Raw genomic sequence first — 17,025 nt, 5'->3', positions numbered from 1 at the left:
GGATCAGGGCGGCGCGACGTCCACCGCGACCGCGATCCCCCCCAGCGCCGCCCTCGCCGCCTCGCCGCGCCCGCCCGCGCCCTCCACCGTCACCACCATGCCGCGCTTCGGGTCCACCGCGGCCCGCACGGTCGCCGCGATGCCGGCCTCGGCCAGCGCCTCCTCGGCGTAGCGCCGCGTCTCCATCTCGCGCAGGGCCGGCTTGAAGATCTTGCTCACCGCGGTCTGCGGCAGCCTGTCGAGCACCCGCACCGCCTTCGGCCGGGCGGCGCGCTCGCCGACCTCGGCCTCCGCGAAGGCGAGCAACTCGTCCTCCGCGGCCGCCGCGCCGTCGTGGAGCTGGACGTAGACGACCGGCAGCTCCCCGGCGTAGCGGTCCGGCCGGCCGACCGCGGCGGCGAGCTCCACGGCCGGGTGGCGGTGGAGCGCCTCCTCGATCGTCGCAGGGTCGATGTTGTGGCCGCCGCGGATGATGATGTCTTTGGCGCGGCCCGTCAGCCACAGGTAGCCCTCGGCGTCGAGGCGGCCGAGGTCGCCGGTGTTGAACCAGCGCCGGCCGTCGCCGCGGTCGAGCCACAGCCCCCGCTCTGCGGCCGGGTCGAGGTAGCCGCGGAACACGTGCGGCCCCGCGATCGCCACCGCGCCCGGCTCGCCCACAGCGGCGTCGCGCAGCCATGCGCCCGATCCGTCCAGCACCACGGGGCGCAGCTCGCCGAAGGGGAAGCGCAGGCCGACCGAGCCCGGCCGCCGCTCGCCCCCGTAGGGGTTCACGGCGGAGGCGCAGGTGCCCTCGGTCAGGCCGTAGCCTTCGAGCAGCCGGGCGCCGCTGAGCTTCTCGAAGGCGCGGATGCTGTCGGCCGGCATCGGCGCCGCCCCGCAGTAGCAATAGCGCAGCGACGACAGGTCCCGCCCGCCGGTGGGGCGCGCCAGCAGCGCGGCGAAGAGGGTCGGCACGCCGCTGAAATAGCCGACGCGGTGGTGCTCGACGATCTCCCAGAAGCGGTCGACCAGCCCCGGCGCCCGGAACCCCTGCGGCGTCGCGAGCAGCACGCGGGCGCCGCGCAGGAAGGCCGCGATGCCCGTCACCACCGTGGCGTTGACGTGGAACAGCGGCAGCCCGCAGAAGGCCGTGTCGCCAGGCGTCGCGGCGTCGCCGATCACGCGGGTGCCCATCCAGGCGTCGGCCACCTCGTTGCTGTGAGTCCGCACCGCGATCTTCGGCGCGCCTGTGGTGCCGCCGGTGGGGAACAGCGACGCCACGTCGTCCGCTCGGGGCGGGGCGCCGCGCAGCAGCCTGTCCGCGGGCGCCGCGGCGGCGAGGCGGCGCCAGCGGTGCACCCGCAGGCTCCCCGGCGCGGGGGCGCGCCGCGCCGCGCGGAGCGCCATCAGCTTGGCCGGGACGCGCTTCCAGCCGCGGACGCGGTCGGCGAGGTCGACCAGCACGACGTCGGCGACGCCCGCCGCCGCGGCCGCCGCCATGGCCTTGGCCGGGATGTCGGTGGTGGGGAAGGGCGCCAGCGTCACCAGCACTTTGGCGCCGGCGGCGCGCAGCAGTTCCGCGATCGTGCCCTCGTCGAGCAGGGGGTTGATCGCGAGAGCCCGGCCGGCCGCCTCGGCGCCCCACAGCGCGAAATGCGTCTCCGGCAGGTTCGGCAGCACGTAGGCGACGACGTCCTCCGGCCCGACCCCGAGGCGGGTGAACAGGTTCGCGGCCCGCGTCACCTCGGCGAGGAGCGCGCGGTAGCTCCAGTCCTGCGTGCGGCGATGGTCCTCGACGGACAGGAAGAATGACAGCGCCGTGGCGTCGCCGAAGCGCTCGGCGGAGCGCAGGAACACGTCGTAGGTCGTGGCCGGCAGGCCGTCGGGCCAGCCCGCGGCCTCGATGGCGGCGACGTCGGCGGCGCTCGCCACCGGCGGCTCGGCCCGCTCCGCTCCCGTCCCTGGTCCCGTCACGTGGTTCATCGGCCCGGCCCGTAGCGGTGGAGGCCGGGGCCGTGGCGCTTCAGCCAGGCTTCGGCCTCGTCGGTGTGGGGCGCGAGACGCCGCGTCACGCGCCAGAAATCCTCGGAATGGTCCATGTGGACGAGGTGCGCCACCTCGTGGGCGGCGAGGTAGTCGAGCACGGGCGGCGGCGCCAGGATCAGCCGCCAGGAGAAGTTCAGCGCGCCCCGCGACGAGCACGAGCCCCAGCGCGAGCGCGTGTCGCGCAGCGTGATGCGTGCGACCGGACGGCCGACCGCCGCGGCGTGGCGGGCGACCGCGGCGGCGAGGTCGGCCCGCGCCTCGGCGGCGAGGAAGTGCAGCACGGCGGCGGCGGGGTCCGGCGCGCGGGGCGACACGCGCAGCACGGCCCCGCCGTCGGGGCCTCGGCCGGGCTGGACGCGGCGCAGCGCCGTGGGGTCGAGGACGATGCCGTGGTCGACGCCCCGCAGCGGCACGACGGCGCCGGGCAGCATCGCGATGCGCTCCGGCAGGGCGGCGAGGCGCGCCCCGATCCACCCCGCGTTGCGCTCCGCGAAGTCCCGTGCGGAGCGCAGCGAGGCGCGCGGCGGCATGGTGAGGACGGCCGTGCCGTCGGCGGACCGCACCCGCAGGGTGAAGCGGCGCGCGGCGGCGACGCGCTTCAGGCGGACGGGATGGGCCACGCCCTCGTGCACCACTTCCAGCACCCGCGGGGCGGGCGCGGCGGCGCGCGGCGGCGGAACGGCTCGCGCAGGGGTGGCTCGGGCGAGGAGGCGGGACAGGACCGACACGGGTCGAGCTTAGGCGCGGCTTTGCCGGAAATCCAGGGGCGGCGGGGGATCGAGGCCGCGCGACGCGCGGGGGAGGGAGGCCCCGACGCGACCGGAGCGCTCGGGCGGGCGCCGCGTCACTCGGGCGGCTTCGACAGCCCGACCACGTGGAGGACGACGGCTTCGACCACCATGGCCACGAGCCACTGCGCGCAGTCCGCCAGGCCGGCCCCGAAGCCCAGCCCGCGCGACAGGGCGGTGACGAGCAGGGACGGCAGCACGAAACCGATCCAGATCACCACGGCGCTGCCGAGCGCCATGGTCCAGGGGCCGGCACGGGGCGGCGCCAGGATCAGCGCGCCGGCGAGGATCGACGCCAGCCAGAACTCGGCCACCACGGCCGTGACGATCGACGGGAGCGGGAAGCCGGGCGCGCCCGTGGCGCCCCCGCCGATCAGCTTGTAGAGAGCCCCGACGACCAATCCACCCGCCGTCGCCAGGGCGATCGCCCGGAGATTGACGAGGATGTAGATCACGCCGCTCCCGGGCGATCACATGCCCTTCATGCGGCGCTTCATCTGCTTCTGGCGCTTGACCATGCCCGACGGTCCGGCGGAGTTGGTGGTGTTGCCGCCGGCACCGAGCTGGGAATTGTGTGCGGAGGCCGCCATGGCGGGGGCCGAGACGACGGCGACCGGCAGGCTGAGCACGGCGGCTGCGGCGATGACGTGGATGATCTTCATGGACCCGTGTCTCCCTCGATGACGCGGGAGTTATGGAGCGCCGAGGCGGAGCGTCCAGCCCTCAGGGACGACGCCCGCCGCCGGGCGAGCCCGCCCGCCGCAGCGCCTCGGCCAGCGCCCCCTCGGCGGGCTTCGCCGGCGCCGCGCGCGGCTGCGGGGCCCTGCCGGCCTCCGGCGCGGGCGCCCGCGGGGGCTTCGTGGCGCCGGGCTCGTCGTCGAGCCGCAGCGTGAGCGCGATGCGGCGCCTCGCCTTGTCGACCTCCAGCACCTTCACGCGCACCACGTCGCCGGGCTTCACCACCTCGCGCGGGTCCTTCACGAAGCTGCGGCTCATGGCGGACACGTGCACGAGCCCGTCCTGGTGCACGCCGACGTCCACGAAGGCGCCGAAGGCCGCAACATTGGTGACGGCGCCCTCCAGCACCATGCCGGGCTCGAGGTCGCCGATCGTCTCGACGCCCTCCTTGAACGTCGCCGCCTGGAAGGCGGGGCGGGGGTCGCGGCCCGGCTTCTCCAGCTCGCGCAGGATGTCCATGACCGTGGGCAGGCCGAAGGTCGCGTCGGCGAAGCGCGCCGGCTGCAGGCCGCGCAGGGCGGCGGCGTTGCCGATGAGGCCGCGCGCGTCGGTCTTCGCCGCGTCGAGGATGCGGCGCACCACGGGGTAGGCCTCGGGGTGGACGCCGGACGCGTCGAGCGGGTCCTCGCCGCCCGCGATGCGCAGGAAGCCCGCGCATTGCTCGAAGGCCTTCGGCCCCATGCGGGGCACCTTGCGCAGCGCCTTGCGCGACGGGAAGGGCCCGTTGGCGTCGCGGTGCGCCACGATGTTGGCGGCGAGCGCCGGGCCGACGCCGGCGACGCGCGCGAGCAGCGGCACTGAAGCCATGTTGACCTCCACCCCGACCGCGTTGACGCAGTCCTCCACCACGCCGTCGAGCGAGCGCGACAGGCGCGCCTCGTCGATGTCGTGCTGGTACTGGCCGACGCCGATCGCCTTGGGGTCGATCTTGACGAGTTCCGCCAGCGGGTCCTGGAGGCGGCGGGCGATCGACACGGCGCCGCGCAGCGTCACGTCGAGCCCGGGCAGCTCGGCGGTGGCCGTGGCCGAGGCGGAGTAGACCGAGGCGCCCGCCTCCGACACGACCACCTTGGCCATGCCGAGGGCCGGGTTCTGCCTGAGGAGCTCCGCGGCCAGCCGGTCGGTCTCGCGCGAGGCGGTGCCGTTGCCGACCGCGACGAGCTCGACGCCGTGCTGCGCCGCGAGGCGCCCCAGCACCGCGAGGGCCTCGTCCCAGCGGCGCTGCGGCTCGTGGGGGTAGACCGTGGCGGTCGCCACCACCTTGCCGGTGCGGTCCACCACGGCGGCCTTGGTGCCCGAGCGGAAGCCGGGGTCGAGCCCCAGCGTCGCCCGCGGGCCGGCCGGCGCCGCCAGCAGCAGGTCGCGCAGGTTGGCCGCGAAGACGCGCGCCGCCTCGGCCTCGGCGGCCTCGCGGAGACGGTTGCGGAGGTCGGTGTCGAGCCGCGGCAGGATCTTGGTGCGCCACGCCGCCCGCACGGTCTCGCCCATCCAGCCGTCGCCGGGGCGGCCGCGGTTCGACAGGCCGAAGCGGCTCATGATGCCGAGCTCCGGCGCGCCCGGGCCCTTGGACCCCTCGGGCTCCGGCTCGGGCCGGATGTCGAGGTCGAGCACCTCCTCGCGTTCGCCGCGGAACAGCGCGAGCACGCGGTGCGAGGGCAGCTTCGCGGGCGCCTCGGCGAAGTCGAAATAGTCGGCGAACTTGGCGCCGGCCTCGGCCTTGCCCTTCCTGACCTTGGCGGCGAGCCGGCCGCGCTTCCACACCGTTTCGCGCAGGGACCCCACGAGGTCGGCGTCCTCGCCGAAGCGCTCGACCAGGATCGCGCGGGCGCCGTCGAGCGCGGCTCCCGCGTCGGCGACGCCCTTCGCGGGGTCGGCGAAGCGCGCCGCCAGCGCGTCGGGCGCGGCGTCGGGGCGGAGGAGCAGGGCATCGGCGAGGGGCGCGAGCCCGGCCTCGCGGGCGATCTCGGCCTTGGTGCGGCGCTTCGGGCGGTACGGGAGGTAGACGTCCTCCAGCCGGGCGCGGCTGTCGGCGGCCAGCACGGCGGCTTCGAGCTTCGGGGCGAGCTTGCCCGACTCGCGCAGCGACTTCAGCACCGCGGCGCGCCGGTCCTCCAGGTCGCGCAGGGCGCCCAGCCGCTCCTCCAGCTTGCGGAGCTGCGCGTCGTCGAGCGAGCCGGTGGCCTCCTTGCGGTAGCGCGCCACGAAGGGGACGGTGGCGCCCCCGTCGAGCAGCGCCACCGCGGCGGCCACCTGCGCGTCGCGCACGCCGAGTTCGGCGGCGATGCGGGACAGGATGGGGTAGGCCATGGAAATCCTCTCAGGATAGATCCCTTCTCCCGCGAGGGGAGAAGGGGAGGATCAGTCCCGCTCGGCGTGGGCGCTGTCCACCCGGAACGGGTGGGCCGGGTAGGTGCCGAGCACGCGGAACTCGCGCGAGAAGAACCGGAGCTCGTCGAAGGCGCGGCGCACGGCGTCGTCCCCGGGATGGCCCTCGACGTCGGCCAGGAACTGCGTCGCGGTGAACTCGCCCTCCACCATGTAGGATTCGAGCTTGGTCATGTTGACGCCGTTGGTGGCGAAGCCGCCGAGCCCCTTGTAGAGCGCGGCCGGCAGGTTCTTCACCCGGAACATGAAGGTGGTCACCACCGGCCCGTCCCCCGCGGCCGGGGGGGCGGGCTCGCGCGACAGCACGACGAAGCGCGTCGTGTTGTGGTCCTCGTCCTCGACGTCCTCGGCGAGGATGTCGAGCCCGTAGATGCCGGCCGCGAGGCGGGGCGACAGCGAGCCGCGCGTCGGGTCGCCGGCCGCCGCGACCTCGCGGGCCGAGCCGGCCGTGTCGCCCGCCACGATCGCCTTCAGGCCCAGGCGCCGGATCAGCTTGCGGCACTGGCCGAGCGCGTGGATGTGGCTCTGCACCGTGCGCAGGTCCTCGACCCGCGCGCCCGGCACGCCCATCAACTGGAAATGCACGGGCAGGAAGAACTCGCCCACGATGTGGAGGTCGGACTTCGGCAGCAGGGCGTGGATGTCGGCGACGCGGCCCGCGATGGAATTGTCGATGGGGATCATCGCCAGGGCGGCGCGCCCCTCGGCCACGGCCGCGAAGGCGTCCTCGAAGGTCGGGCAGGCGAGGGCCTCCCAGTCCGGATACACGGCCTGGCAGGACTGGTGCGAGAAGGCGCCGGGCTCGCCCTGGTAGCTGATGACGCGGTTCACGGGGCCTCCAGGATCGAGCGGGCGCGTTCGAGTTCGGCGGGGTTGTCCACGCCGAGCGGCACCGTGTCCACTATCGCCGCATCGATCCGCATCCCGGCTTCGAGCGCGCGGAGCTGTTCCAGCTTCTCGCGGCGCTCCAGGGGCGAGGGCGGCAGCGCCACGAAGCGCCGCAGCGCGTCGCGCCGGAAGGCGTAGAGCCCGATGTGGTGGTGGAGCGGCCCGTCGCCCCAGGGCGCGGTGGCGCGGGTGAAGTAGAGCGCGCGCAGGCGCCGGGGGGCCACCTCGCTGCCCACGAGCTTGACGACGTTCGGGTCCGCCCGCTCCTCGTCGCGCGCGATGACGGCCGCCAGCGTGGCCAGCGCCACCGCGGGGTCGCCGAGGGGGGCGAGCGCCGCGCCGACGATGCGCGGGTCGACGGTCGGCAGGTCGCCCTGCAGGTTGACCACGGCGTCGTGGCGCCCGTCGGGGTCGATGGCCTCCAGCGCCTCGTGCACCCGGTCGGTGCCGGACGGGTGGTCGGCACGCGTCAGGACCGCGCGGCCGCCCTCGGCCTCGACGGCCGCGGCGATGCGGGGCTCGTCGGTGGCCACCACCACGGGGCCGACGTCGGCCTCGACGGCGCGCCGCCACACCTGCACGATCATCGGCGCGCCCGCGATGGGCAGCAGCGGCTTGCCGGGCAGGCGGGTCGCCGCCATGCGGGCGGGGATCAGCACGATGGGGTTCACGGGGCGGGGTTCACGGCTCGGCGGGGCTCCGGACGCGGACCATTCGGGGTCGAAAGGACGCGCGGGGCCTTGCTCATACGAGTTGCCAAGCTCCCGTCAAAGTGTTGAATGGCTCCAAAGGCGGGGCCGTCCGCGACGCGCCATCGCCACGTGATCCGGGGGACGACGCGGCCATGGATTCGTTCGAGGTCAACAAGGTGGCCGGCGGCGTGCTCGGCACCCTCCTGGCGACCATGGGGCTGGGCCTCTTCGCCGGCTGGATCTATTCCCCCGGCGAGCCCGCCAAACCCGGCTACGACCTCCCGCTCGCCGCCGCCGAGACGGCCGGCACGGGCGACAGCAAGACCGCCGCGCCCGCCAAGCCGCTCCCCGTGCTGCTCGCCTCCGCCAGCGTCGAGAAGGGCGCTTCGCTCGCCAAGGCCTGCGGGGCCTGCCACAATTTCGAGAAGGGCGGCGCCGCGAAGGTCGGGCCGCCGCTGTGGGGCGTGCTCGGACGCCCGGTCGCCAGCGTGGGCGGCTTCGGCTATTCCGAGGCGCTGAAAGGCAAGGGCGGCGACTGGACGCTGGAGAAGATCAACGCCTTCATCACCTCGCCCAAGGGCTACGCCCCCGGCACCAAGATGACCTACGCGGGCGAGGAAGATCCGCAGAAGCGCGCCGACATCCTCGACTATCTCCACACGCTGTCCGACAACCCGCAGCCGCTGCCGGCGGTGACCGACGCCGCGCCGGAGAAGGCCCTGCCGGTGTCCACGGAGCCCGCCAAGAAGGGGTGAGAGGTCGGGCTTCCTGAACGGGGGGCTTTCCCGACGTCGTCATCGGAGGGCCGGGAACCGGTCGGGCCGACCGGCTTCCCACCTGCCGGAGCTTCACCCCGACGGACCGGCGGACGCCGGACCGGGTCCTGGGTGACGCGGCTCGAGGACGGCGGAGCGTCCTACTCCGCCGCCACCAGGAAGGGCGGCCGCGCGATGGCGTCCCGCCCCGCGGCGCGCGACAGGTACACCAGGCACGAACAGCGCAGCAGGGACGAGAAGTTCCGCACCTCGCCGTGGTGGGCCAGCACCTCACCGTAGAGCGTGGTGAGGAACTTGCCGAGCGTCGTCCCTTCGCTCGCGGCCATCTCCTCCAGAACGGCCCAGAACGCGGCCTCGAGCCGGATCGACGTGCAGTGGCCGCCGATGCGAAGCGAGCGCGTCTGCCCCTCGTAATCGCTCTCCGGTTGGTGGGCGAACAGGCTGCACATGGCGTCCCTTCCCGAGCCTTTTTTCAATTAAAGGAATTCTAACCCAAGCGCCTGGTGGGGCAAGGGGACCGGTGCGCCCCGCGCGCCTCCGCCGCGCCCCGCCGAACCGGATTGTCGCACCGGACGTTCCGCAAAGAGGGGTGCCGTTACGTCAGCTGCGCCGACCGCGTCCGGAGACCGCCGCAGCATGCCCCGCATCGTCCCGTCGCTCGACACCGCTCCCCGGGACAGCCTGCGCTATCTCCTGTCCGCCGCCCTCGTGATCGCAGGGCTGTATGTCGGCTCCGAGATCTTCGTGCCGATCGCCCTCGCGATCCTGCTGAGCTTCGTGCTGGCGCCGGGGGTGCGCGTGCTGCGCCGCTGCGGCATCGGCCGCGTGCTGCCCGTGCTGCTGATGACGCTGCTGGCCTTCCTGCTCATCGCCGCGCTGGGGGCCCTGCTGGCCCTGCAGCTCCGCGGCCTCGCCGACGCCATGCCGCAGTACCAGACCACCGTGCTCGACAAGGTGGAGGCGCTGCGCAGCGTGGTGTCGGGGCAGGGCACGTCCCGCTTCTCGGAGTTCCTGTCGAGCCTCGGCCAGCACCTGCAGTCCGGCGCCGGACAGCCCGCGGCGTCCGGGCTGGCGCCCGGCTCGCCCGCCCCCGTGCCGGTCACGCTGGCGCCCGCGCCGGAGATGCCGCTGGAGAAGCTCGGCACCTACCTCAAGCCGGCGCTGCATCCGCTCGCCGTCGCGGGGCTCGTGGCCGTCTACGCGATCTTCATCCTCCTGGCCCGCGAGGACCTGCGCAACCGGGCCATCCGCCTGTTCGGCGCCGGCGACCTCCACCGCTCCACGGCCGCCATCGACGACGCGGCGCGGCGCGTCAGCCGCTATCTCCTGACCCAGCTCACCGTGAACACGGTGGCGGGCCTGCTGGTGGGCTTCGGCCTGTGGCTGATCGGCGTGCCGAGCGCGCCGCTGTGGGGCGCGGTCTTCGGCTGCCTGCGCTTCGTGCCCTACCTCGGGCCGCCGCTCGCCGCGGCGGCGCCGATCGCGCTGGCCGCCGCCGTGGCGCCGGGCTGGTCCACCGCCATCTGGACGGCCGCGCTGTTCGTCGGCGTCGAGGCCGTCGTGAGCCAGGCGGTCGAGCCGATGCTCTACGGGCACAACACCGGCCTGTCGCCGCTGGCCGTGGTGATCGCCGCCACGTTCTGGACGGTGCTGTGGGGGCCGGTCGGGCTCGTGCTGTCCACCCCCGTCACCGTGTGCCTCGTGGTGCTGGGCCGCCACGTCGAGCCGCTCGCCTTCCTGGACGTCATGCTGGGCGACCGCCCCGCCCTGGAGCCGCAGGAGGTCTTCTACCAGCGCCTGCTCGCCGACGACCCCGTGGAAGCGTCCGACCGCGCGGAAAGCCAACTCAAGGAGGGCACGCTCGGCGCCTATTACGACGACGTGCTGCTGCCGGGCCTGCTGCTCGCGCAGGACGACGTCGCGGCGGGGCGCCTCGACCACGGCCGGCAGGAGCGCATCGCGGCCTCGGCCGCCGAGGTCGTCGAGAACCTGGCCGACCACGAGGCCGCGCCGCCGTCCGACGGTTCCGGCGGCGAGGACCTCCCCGAGGGTTGGCGCCAGCCCGGCGCGGTGGTCTGCGTCGGCGGGCGGGGGCCCCTCGACGACGCCGTGGCGGCGGCGCTGGTGCAACTCCTGGAGAAGCGGGGCTTCGGCGCCGCGGCCGCGCCCCACGACATGCTCGGCAAGGGCCGGATCGCGGCGCTGCCGCTCGACGGCGCCCGGCTCGTCGTCCTGTCCTGCCTCGACGGCGGCAGCCCCGCCTATCTCCGCTTCGCGCTGCGCCGCCTGCATCGCCGCCGCCCCGAGGTGCCGCTGCTCGTCGGGGCGTGGTGGCGCCGGTCCGGGGCCGCGGAGGGCGACGCCGCCGACGGGCGCGACGCCGTCGCGAGCCTCGCGGCGGCGGTGGAGCGGGCGGGCGCGATCGCGTCGGAGCGGGGCGAGCCGCGGGACGAGGTCCCGGCCGTCCGCCGCGCCCCCAGCGTGACGCGCTCCTGACGGCGGGAACCGCCCCACGGCCCGGGCGCTTGTCCGGCCGACACCGCGGCGGCCGGACCCCATGCCGAACCTGCATTTCGAGGACTTCATCGTCGGCGCGGCCCTGCCCGAGGCGAGCCTGACGGTCTCGGCCGAGGATGCCGCCTTCTTCGCCGACGCCTTCGGCCCCGGCGCGCCCTGGCCCGGCATGGCCGACGGGCAGGTTCCCCTGTCCGGCTGGCACGTCGCCGCGCTCGGCATACGCCTGCTGTTCGACGCCGTCCTGGGGGGCACGGCGGGGCTCGGCCGCCCCGGCGTCGAGCGCGTGACGTGGCCCCACCCCGTGCGGGCCGGCGACCGGCTGCGCTTCACCGCCGCGGTGACGGGCGCGCGCGGCTCGGCGTCGCGCCCCGACATGGGGATCGTGACGCTGGCCATCGCGATCTTCAATCAAGATTCCGCCTGCGTGATGACGCAGGAGAACTCCGTGATGGTGGCGCGGCGGTATCACGGCAGCCGACGGGGCGATGCGGAGGCGCGGGCGTGAGCGACTTCTTCGAGGACCTGGTGGTGGGCACGCGGCTCGACCTCGGCCACCACACCTTCACGGCGGAGGAGATCGTCGACTTCGCGCGGCGCTACGACCCTCAACCCTTCCACCTCGACGAGGCCGCCGCGGCTTCGACGCCCTTCGGCCGGCTCGCCGCCTCCGGCTGGCACACGGTCGCGGTGTGGATGAGGCTCTACGTCGAGCACCGCCGGGCCATGGCGGCGGCGCTGGAGGCCCGCGGCGAGGCCGCGTCCCGCCCCGGCCCGTCGCCGGGCTTCCGCAGCCTGAAGTGGCGCCGGCCCGTCCACCCCGGCGACACGATCAGCTACAGCTCGACGCTCACCGCCAAGCACGCGTCGCAGATGGCGGGCTGGGGGCTGATCTTCCATCGCAACGCGGGGGTCAACCAGGACGGGGTGACGGTCTGCGAGTTCGACGGATCGGTGTTCTGGGAGTGCCGGGGGGCGGTGGCGGGATGAGAGCTGTCAAAAGCGATCACTTTTGGCCGCTGGATGCGATGAACGTGGCCGCGCTGCATCTTTAAGTAGTGGTGAGGATAGAGATCTACTTCAAGTGGATTGAGCTTCCGCCTCAATTGAGGAGGTGGATCGTGGTCCGCCCGGACTCCAACTCGACCACTGGTGGGGGATCCGCGACAGAGATCCGACACCGGACGTTAGAATCGAATTGCCCACCGCGGGAGAACCTGGATAGGCGAGGCCCCTCCCTGGCGATCGTCAGGTCGGCCTGCGACAGCCCAACCGCGAACGGTCGACCCTCATCGGAACAGGTCGGCGATCACTCCCCCTATGCGGTCATCGACGACGTGTAGGGGAGGGGGCATCAGCATGCCAGGCCCGACACCGAGTGGTCGAGCCTTCCCCGGGCCGGGAAGGGACCTCGCGCCTGGACGGAGTTTCAAATGTGCCGACGTCGGTCGGGAATTCGGTGACCCGGCCTAACGCGACTGGTCCCAGGACGCCCGGCGTTCCCAGAATCGAACCTGGCATGCTGGACATGCCGGGCAGTTCCACTGTCGCGCGACAGGGAAATGGATCTCGGCCAAACAAGCGAGCCGGGGCGCCCTGCCCAGCCATGGCGAGAGCGCGGTGAGATCAGGTCGCCCTCGCCCGAGGCCCGTCCCACGGGAAGAAGCGAATCGTCTGCACGTCGTCCCTCCCGCCGACCGGACGAACTCGTGCGGCCCGTCGGCCTCGCCGTTCCGATGCGGGCGTCGCCGAGGCCGACGTTTCCGGCTCCGGAAGGCGCGTGCTGGTCCTAGACTGGTCGGGGAAACGTGATTCGTTTTCCGCGCCGACCAAGCCGCGGGTGATGGGAGTGATCGGGATGCCCTACGTGGATGACGCACGCATGATGATGTCCTGCCACTACGAGGCAGGTCGCCTCTTCGCCATGTGGTGGACAAGCCTGCCGTACGTGTCCATCGACGCGTGGGAGGCATGCTTCGTCCTTTCCCCGATTCTGCTTCCGTCGCACGGTGAGAGGTGTGATTAGGCGTGGAATTTTGACCCCCATGTGAGGGGGATCGGCGTCCAACTTTGACCCCCTCGAGTGCAATTCGAGCAAGCTGCACGTCCTTGTTGCGGGACGGGCGGTGGGGGGGATGAAAGGCGTGGACACGATTGCGCGCATCAGGCGCGAGTTCTTCATTCGAGGCCGGTCCATCAAGGAGATCGTCCGGGATCTGCACGTGTCCCGGAACACCGTGCGCAAGGTGGTGCGCACCGGCCGCACCGCGTTCGAGTACGAGCGTGAGGTCCAGCCGATGCCCAAGCTCGGGCAGTGGCGGGCTGATCTGGACGAGATGCTGGCCGCCAACGACAGCAAGGCGGCCCGCGAGCGGCTCACCATGATCCGCGTGTTCGAGGATCTGCGCGGCCGCGGCTATGCGGGCGGCTACGACGCTGTCCGGCGCTACGCCCGGGGCTGGCGGCGCGAGCGGGTCGCGGTGACGGCCGCCGCCCACGTGCCGCTGAGCTTTGATCCGGGCGAGGCCTACCAGTTCGACTGGAGCCACGAGATCGTGCTGATCAACGGCACCACCGTCACCATCAAGGTGGCCCACGTCCGGCTCTGCCACAGCCGCATGCTGTTTGCGCGGGCCTATCCGCGCGAAAGCCAGGAGATGGTGTTCGACGCCCACGACAAGGCCTTCGCCTTCTTCGAGGCGCCTGCCGCCGCGGCATCTACGACAACATGAAGACGGCAGTCGAAACGATCCTCGTCGGCAAGGAACGACAATATAACCGCCGTTTTCAGCAGATGTGCGCTCACTATCTCGTCGATCCCGTCGCCTGCACGCCGGCGTCGGGATGGGAGAAGGGCCAAGTCGAGAACCGAGTCGGCTGGTGCGCGAGCGCTTCTTCACGCCCCGCCTGCGCGTGAAGAGCATCGAGGAGCTGAACAGGTGGCTCCTCGATCAGTGCGTCGCTTACGCCAAGGGCCATCCCCATCCCGAGAACAAGGAGATCACGGTCTGGCAGGCGTTCGAGGCGGAGCGGCCGAGCCTCGTGCCCTATGTCAGCGCCTTCGACGGTTTCCACGCCGTGCCGGTCTCGGTGTCCAAGACGTGCCTGATCCGCTTCGACAACAACCGTTACTCGGTGATGGCGAGCGCCGTCGGCCGCCCCGTCGAAGTGCGGGCCTATGCGGAGCGGATCGAGTTGCGCCAGGGCGGCCATGTCGTGGGCGAGCATGTTCGCAGGTTCGGCCGCAACGAGACCGTATTCGAGCCCTGGCATTATGTGCCGGTGCTGGCCCGCAAGCCCGGCGCCCTGCGTAACGGGGCGCCGTTCAGGATTGGGTGCTGCCGCCCGCCTTCGAGCGCGTCCGGCGCAAGCTCGCCGGCGCCGACGATGGCGATCGCCAGATGGTGGGCCTGCTGACGGCCGCCATGGACGACGGGCTGGAGGCCGTCGAGGCTGCCTGCCTGGAGGCGCTCGAAGCCGGCGTCCACTCGGCCGACATCATCCTCAACATCCTGGCCCGACGCCGCGAACCCGCGCGCGTCATCACCATCGATACCCCTGACGCGCTGCGCCTGCAGCACGAGCCCGTCGCCGACTGCGCGCGCTATGACACTCTGAGGAGCATCATGTGATGGAACGTTCCGAAATCCTGGCCACGATGGTGGACCTGAAGCTTTACGGCATGAAGGCCGGCTACGACGAGATCATCACCACGGCGTTGAAGCGCCAGCACGAGCCGCAACGCATCGTCGGTGATCTGCTGCAGGCCGAGATCGCCGAGAAACAGGCGCGCTCGATCAAGTATCAGATCACCATCTCCAAGCTGCCTTTAGCCAAGGACATCGAGGATTTCCGGTTCGAAGGCACGCTCATCAACGAGATGCTGGTGCGCGATCTCGCCGGCGGCGAGTTCCTTGCTCACCAGCGCAACGCTGTCCTGGTGGGCGGCACCGGGACCGGCAAGACTCACCTCGCCATCGGGATCGCCCGAGCCTGCATCCGCAACGGCGCCCGTGGCCGCTATTTCAACGTCGTCGACCTCGTGAACCGGCTCGAAGCCGAAGGCCGCGCCGGCCGCCACGGCCGCATGGCCGACTACCTGTCGCGCATGGACTTCATCGTGCTCGACGAACTCGGCTATCTGCCCTTTGCCCAGTCTGGCGGGCAACTCCTCTTCCATCTCATCAGCCGCCTCTACGAGCAGACCTCCGTCATCGTGACGACCAACCTGGCCTTCGGTGAATGGCCGAACGTGTTCGGCGATGCCAAGATGACGACCGCACTGCTGGACCGGCTCACCCACCATTGCGAGATCGTCGAGACCGGCAACGAGAGTTGGCGCTTCAAAAACCGCGCCTCGGCCTGAGCATCACGCCACCGCAGCCGCCCGGCTGCGCAACCCTGACCCGCTTCGCCGGGCGGCCGCTACCGCCTCAGATTGCAGCAAGGGGGTCAACATTGGACGCCGATAGGGGGTCAAATTTCAACGCCGATTGACACCTCGTGCTCTTCAATGAGTTCTTCTGCGGCGACACCGGCCGCGGCATCGGCGCCAGCCACCAGACCGGCTGGACGGCCCTGGCTGCCACGCTCATCGACGACCGCCACCGGCGGGGTTCCGGCATGTTCTGAGCTGCGATCGGCCAGTGATCGGGGTCGTGTCCCGGCGGGTGGTGTAGCTCCTCGGGAGCGGAGGAGGGAGCCGCGCGCAGGTCGGTGAAGGTCGCGGACTTGGTATGACCGAGCCGATTCCGTCGAAACCATATGTCACCAGCGTTCGATGGTCTCGATAGCTGGCGAGCGCCGATGCGAGCCGCCGTCCATGCGGCGTCACCTGTCGGAACTGCGCCGGCACCTTCGAAGCTTGGCACGAGATGTCGGCGCGTGGGCCGACGTCGGTTCATGCGAACCGGATTTCCCGAGGCGCCCACGTTGCAGGCTGGCCTATGGTGTTGAACGCGACGGGATTCAGAGCCGCCTCGCGTCCCCGCGTCACCCCAGCCGCGGAGCCGCACCCTCGCTCAGGCCGCCGCCTGCACTTCCTCGTCGCTCGCCTTCAGCTACGCAGTGCGGACGTTCTCCGACAGGCTCCGGTGCAGCACGCTGACCTCCCGGGCATGACCGCCGGGGCGGACCGGAGCGGTTCCTGCGCCGCCCCAGCCACCAGCTGACCGTCGGTCGGCACCTCGTCCCCGTCCGGATGGTGGGGCGCTGTAGGAGGTGCAGCGGATCACGTTCCCATTCAGACGCACGGCTCCTGGGCCGGCTGTTTTCAGCGTGGCGATTATTCCCCTTTCGGGTTCGCGGCAATCACCGGAGATTTGGCAACCATCTGCATCGTGTGGTCCAGCCACGCCCTGTGCTCGCCCTGGAGCATGTCTTCGGTCCGGGTCACAAGGTCGGGCAGGGAAGCGGCGCCCGATCTCGCAAGCTCCTCCAATCGTCGAAGGCACGACGCGGTGGCCGCATAGCTGGCAATGAGATATTTGCGGCGGTCGAGAAGCCCGTAAGCGATGATAGCAGTTGATACGGTCGTCACCGTAGTGATCCAGGGTGCAAGCGCGTAACCGGAGGTCTTGATCAGTACGCCGAACAGGACAGCGATCAAACCGGACATGATTGTGACTGCTTGCAGGACATGCATGCCGGACTCGTTTCTCGCGCGGTGCTCATCGTAGTAGATCCGTTGCTCGCCGATGCGATTGGTCAAGTACCAATCCATCGTCATACCATCGGGTGGAGCACGCGGATCGTCACCCCGCACGTCATCGGGCAGGGATGACAATCCCTTCTCCGAAGCTTTTTCCTGCAATGCCGTGCGCGCGGCTTGGAAGGCCAGCAACGCTTCGGCTCCGCCGTAAGCCCCGACCTGCGCAGCATACTTGTAGCATTCGGACCGCAGTCCCTCAGCAGTCGCTCTGGCCTGGAGCCAGTTGGGTTCATCGCCCTGAGCTAAGATGTTGCGCCCGACGAAGGCGCCAACGGCGGCCAGCAAGGCCGCCGAAGCGGACAAGATACTGCCCAAACCGTTGCTCTCCCCAAGCGTCGCCGAACAAGCGGCACAGAGGGCGGAGGCGCAAATGCAAATCAAGGCAGATCTGTTCCAAAACATAGAAGATGCTTGAAGAGTGCGGGCTCGCTTCGCCCAGCCCCTATACTCATCCCAAGCCAGATTTTTCATCATAGCCTTCCCAAAAGAATTCCACTTAGGTTTTCCAA

Annotated in this window: 15 protein-coding genes and 1 pseudogene; 7 read left to right on the top strand and 9 right to left on the bottom strand. The window is 71.7% G+C overall.

All coding sequences use genetic code 11. The annotated features are described in order from the left end of the window. Positions 1-3: 3 nt before the first annotated feature. The 7 genes from L7N97_RS10475 to L7N97_RS10445 all read right to left on the bottom strand — a co-directional run bounded on the left by L7N97_RS10475 (position 4) and on the right by L7N97_RS10445 (position 7,495). Positions 4-1,953 (bottom strand): acyl-CoA synthetase, encoded by a 1,950-nt coding sequence (locus L7N97_RS10475; protein ID WP_237478233.1) that lies wholly within the window; start codon positions 1,951-1,953, stop codon positions 4-6. 5 nt (positions 1,954-1,958) lie between these two features. Next, positions 1,959-2,753, bottom strand: a complete 795-nt coding sequence (locus L7N97_RS10470; RefSeq protein ID WP_237478232.1) for a M48 family metallopeptidase — start codon at positions 2,751-2,753, stop codon at positions 1,959-1,961. A 116-nt stretch (positions 2,754-2,869) separates the two neighbouring features. Next, positions 2,870-3,268, bottom strand: coding sequence for a hypothetical protein (locus tag L7N97_RS10465; RefSeq protein WP_237478231.1), 399 nt, complete (start codon positions 3,266-3,268; stop codon positions 2,870-2,872). A gap of 15 nt (positions 3,269-3,283) precedes the next feature. Next, positions 3,284-3,475, bottom strand: a complete 192-nt coding sequence (locus L7N97_RS10460; protein WP_237478230.1) for a hypothetical protein — start codon at positions 3,473-3,475, stop codon at positions 3,284-3,286. 61 nt (positions 3,476-3,536) lie between these two features. After that, complete coding sequence (locus L7N97_RS10455) at positions 3,537-5,858, bottom strand: Tex family protein (protein ID WP_237478229.1); 2,322 nt, start codon at positions 5,856-5,858, stop codon at positions 3,537-3,539. A 51-nt stretch (positions 5,859-5,909) separates the two neighbouring features. Continuing rightward, entirely contained in the window at positions 5,910-6,767 is an 858-nt protein-coding gene (locus L7N97_RS10450; RefSeq protein WP_237478228.1) for a prephenate dehydratase, read from the bottom strand. After that, entirely contained in the window at positions 6,764-7,495 is a 732-nt protein-coding gene (locus L7N97_RS10445) for a 3-deoxy-manno-octulosonate cytidylyltransferase (RefSeq protein WP_309242787.1), read from the bottom strand. Before L7N97_RS10445 ends, L7N97_RS10450 begins: the two co-directional genes overlap by 4 nt. A 173-nt stretch (positions 7,496-7,668) precedes the next feature. Between L7N97_RS10445 and L7N97_RS10440 the strand changes: the two genes are divergently transcribed. Further along, entirely contained in the window at positions 7,669-8,271 is a 603-nt protein-coding gene (locus tag L7N97_RS10440) for a c-type cytochrome (protein WP_237478227.1), read from the top strand. A 161-nt stretch (positions 8,272-8,432) separates the two neighbouring features. On the opposite strand, the gene L7N97_RS10435 is transcribed toward L7N97_RS10440, so the two are convergent. Next, positions 8,433-8,741, bottom strand: a complete 309-nt coding sequence (locus tag L7N97_RS10435) for a ribbon-helix-helix domain-containing protein (RefSeq protein ID WP_237478226.1) — start codon at positions 8,739-8,741, stop codon at positions 8,433-8,435. 187 nt (positions 8,742-8,928) lie between these two features. Here L7N97_RS10435 and L7N97_RS10430 point away from each other — a divergent pair, with 187 nt between their 5' ends. The 6 genes and pseudogenes from L7N97_RS10430 to L7N97_RS29700 all read left to right on the top strand — a co-directional run bounded on the left by L7N97_RS10430 (position 8,929) and on the right by L7N97_RS29700 (position 15,438). Beyond that, complete coding sequence (locus L7N97_RS10430) at positions 8,929-10,788, top strand: AI-2E family transporter (protein WP_237478225.1); 1,860 nt, start codon at positions 8,929-8,931, stop codon at positions 10,786-10,788. A 61-nt stretch (positions 10,789-10,849) separates the two neighbouring features. Beyond that, positions 10,850-11,314, top strand: coding sequence for a hotdog family protein (locus L7N97_RS10425; RefSeq protein ID WP_237478224.1), 465 nt, complete (start codon positions 10,850-10,852; stop codon positions 11,312-11,314). After that, complete coding sequence (locus L7N97_RS10420) at positions 11,311-11,796, top strand: MaoC family dehydratase (RefSeq protein WP_237478223.1); 486 nt, start codon at positions 11,311-11,313, stop codon at positions 11,794-11,796. Before L7N97_RS10425 ends, L7N97_RS10420 begins: the two co-directional genes overlap by 4 nt. 1,145 nt (positions 11,797-12,941) lie before the next feature. Then, positions 12,942-14,426, top strand: a pseudogene (istA, locus tag L7N97_RS10415) (IS21 family transposase); the annotation flags it as partial. An 11-nt stretch (positions 14,427-14,437) separates the two neighbouring features. After that, positions 14,438-15,172: an IS21-like element helper ATPase IstB gene (gene istB / locus L7N97_RS10410; RefSeq protein ID WP_237478175.1), complete on the top strand. Its 735-nt coding sequence runs from the start codon at positions 14,438-14,440 to the stop codon at positions 15,170-15,172. Positions 15,173-15,309: 137 nt separating this feature from the next. After that, the gene (locus L7N97_RS29700; RefSeq protein WP_255721641.1) at positions 15,310-15,438 is read left to right on the top strand and encodes a hypothetical protein; all 129 of its coding nucleotides are present in this window, start codon (positions 15,310-15,312) and stop codon (positions 15,436-15,438) included. A 652-nt stretch (positions 15,439-16,090) separates the two neighbouring features. Here the strand turns inward: L7N97_RS29700 and L7N97_RS10405 are convergent. Then, positions 16,091-16,987 carry a DUF4231 domain-containing protein gene (locus L7N97_RS10405; RefSeq protein WP_255721640.1) on the bottom strand — a complete coding sequence of 299 codons (897 nt, stop codon included), beginning with the start codon at positions 16,985-16,987 and terminating at the stop codon, positions 16,091-16,093. Positions 16,988-17,025 lie beyond the last annotated feature (38 nt).

The organism is Lichenibacterium dinghuense (assembly GCF_021730615.1).
Lineage (GTDB): Bacteria > Pseudomonadota > Alphaproteobacteria > Rhizobiales > Beijerinckiaceae > Lichenihabitans > Lichenihabitans dinghuensis.
Note: the sequence above shows the minus strand (reverse complement) of the source record. Positions and strands in the feature narration are given on the sequence as shown.

Coding starts and splice junctions, on each gene's coding strand:
- L7N97_RS10460 (WP_237478230.1), bottom strand. CDS start 3,475: ATGAAGATCATCCACGTCATCGCCGCAGCCGCCGTGCTCAGCCTGCCG.
- L7N97_RS10455 (WP_237478229.1), bottom strand. CDS start 5,858: ATGGCCTACCCCATCCTGTCCCGCATCGCCGCCGAACTCGGCGTGCGC.
- L7N97_RS10440 (WP_237478227.1), top strand. CDS start 7,669: ATGGATTCGTTCGAGGTCAACAAGGTGGCCGGCGGCGTGCTCGGCACC.
- L7N97_RS10435 (WP_237478226.1), bottom strand. CDS start 8,741: ATGTGCAGCCTGTTCGCCCACCAACCGGAGAGCGATTACGAGGGGCAG.
- L7N97_RS10430 (WP_237478225.1), top strand. CDS start 8,929: ATGCCCCGCATCGTCCCGTCGCTCGACACCGCTCCCCGGGACAGCCTG.
- L7N97_RS10425 (WP_237478224.1), top strand. CDS start 10,850: ATGCCGAACCTGCATTTCGAGGACTTCATCGTCGGCGCGGCCCTGCCC.
- istB (WP_237478175.1), top strand. CDS start 14,438: ATGGAACGTTCCGAAATCCTGGCCACGATGGTGGACCTGAAGCTTTAC.
- L7N97_RS10405 (WP_255721640.1), bottom strand. CDS start 16,987: ATGAAAAATCTGGCTTGGGATGAGTATAGGGGCTGGGCGAAGCGAGCC.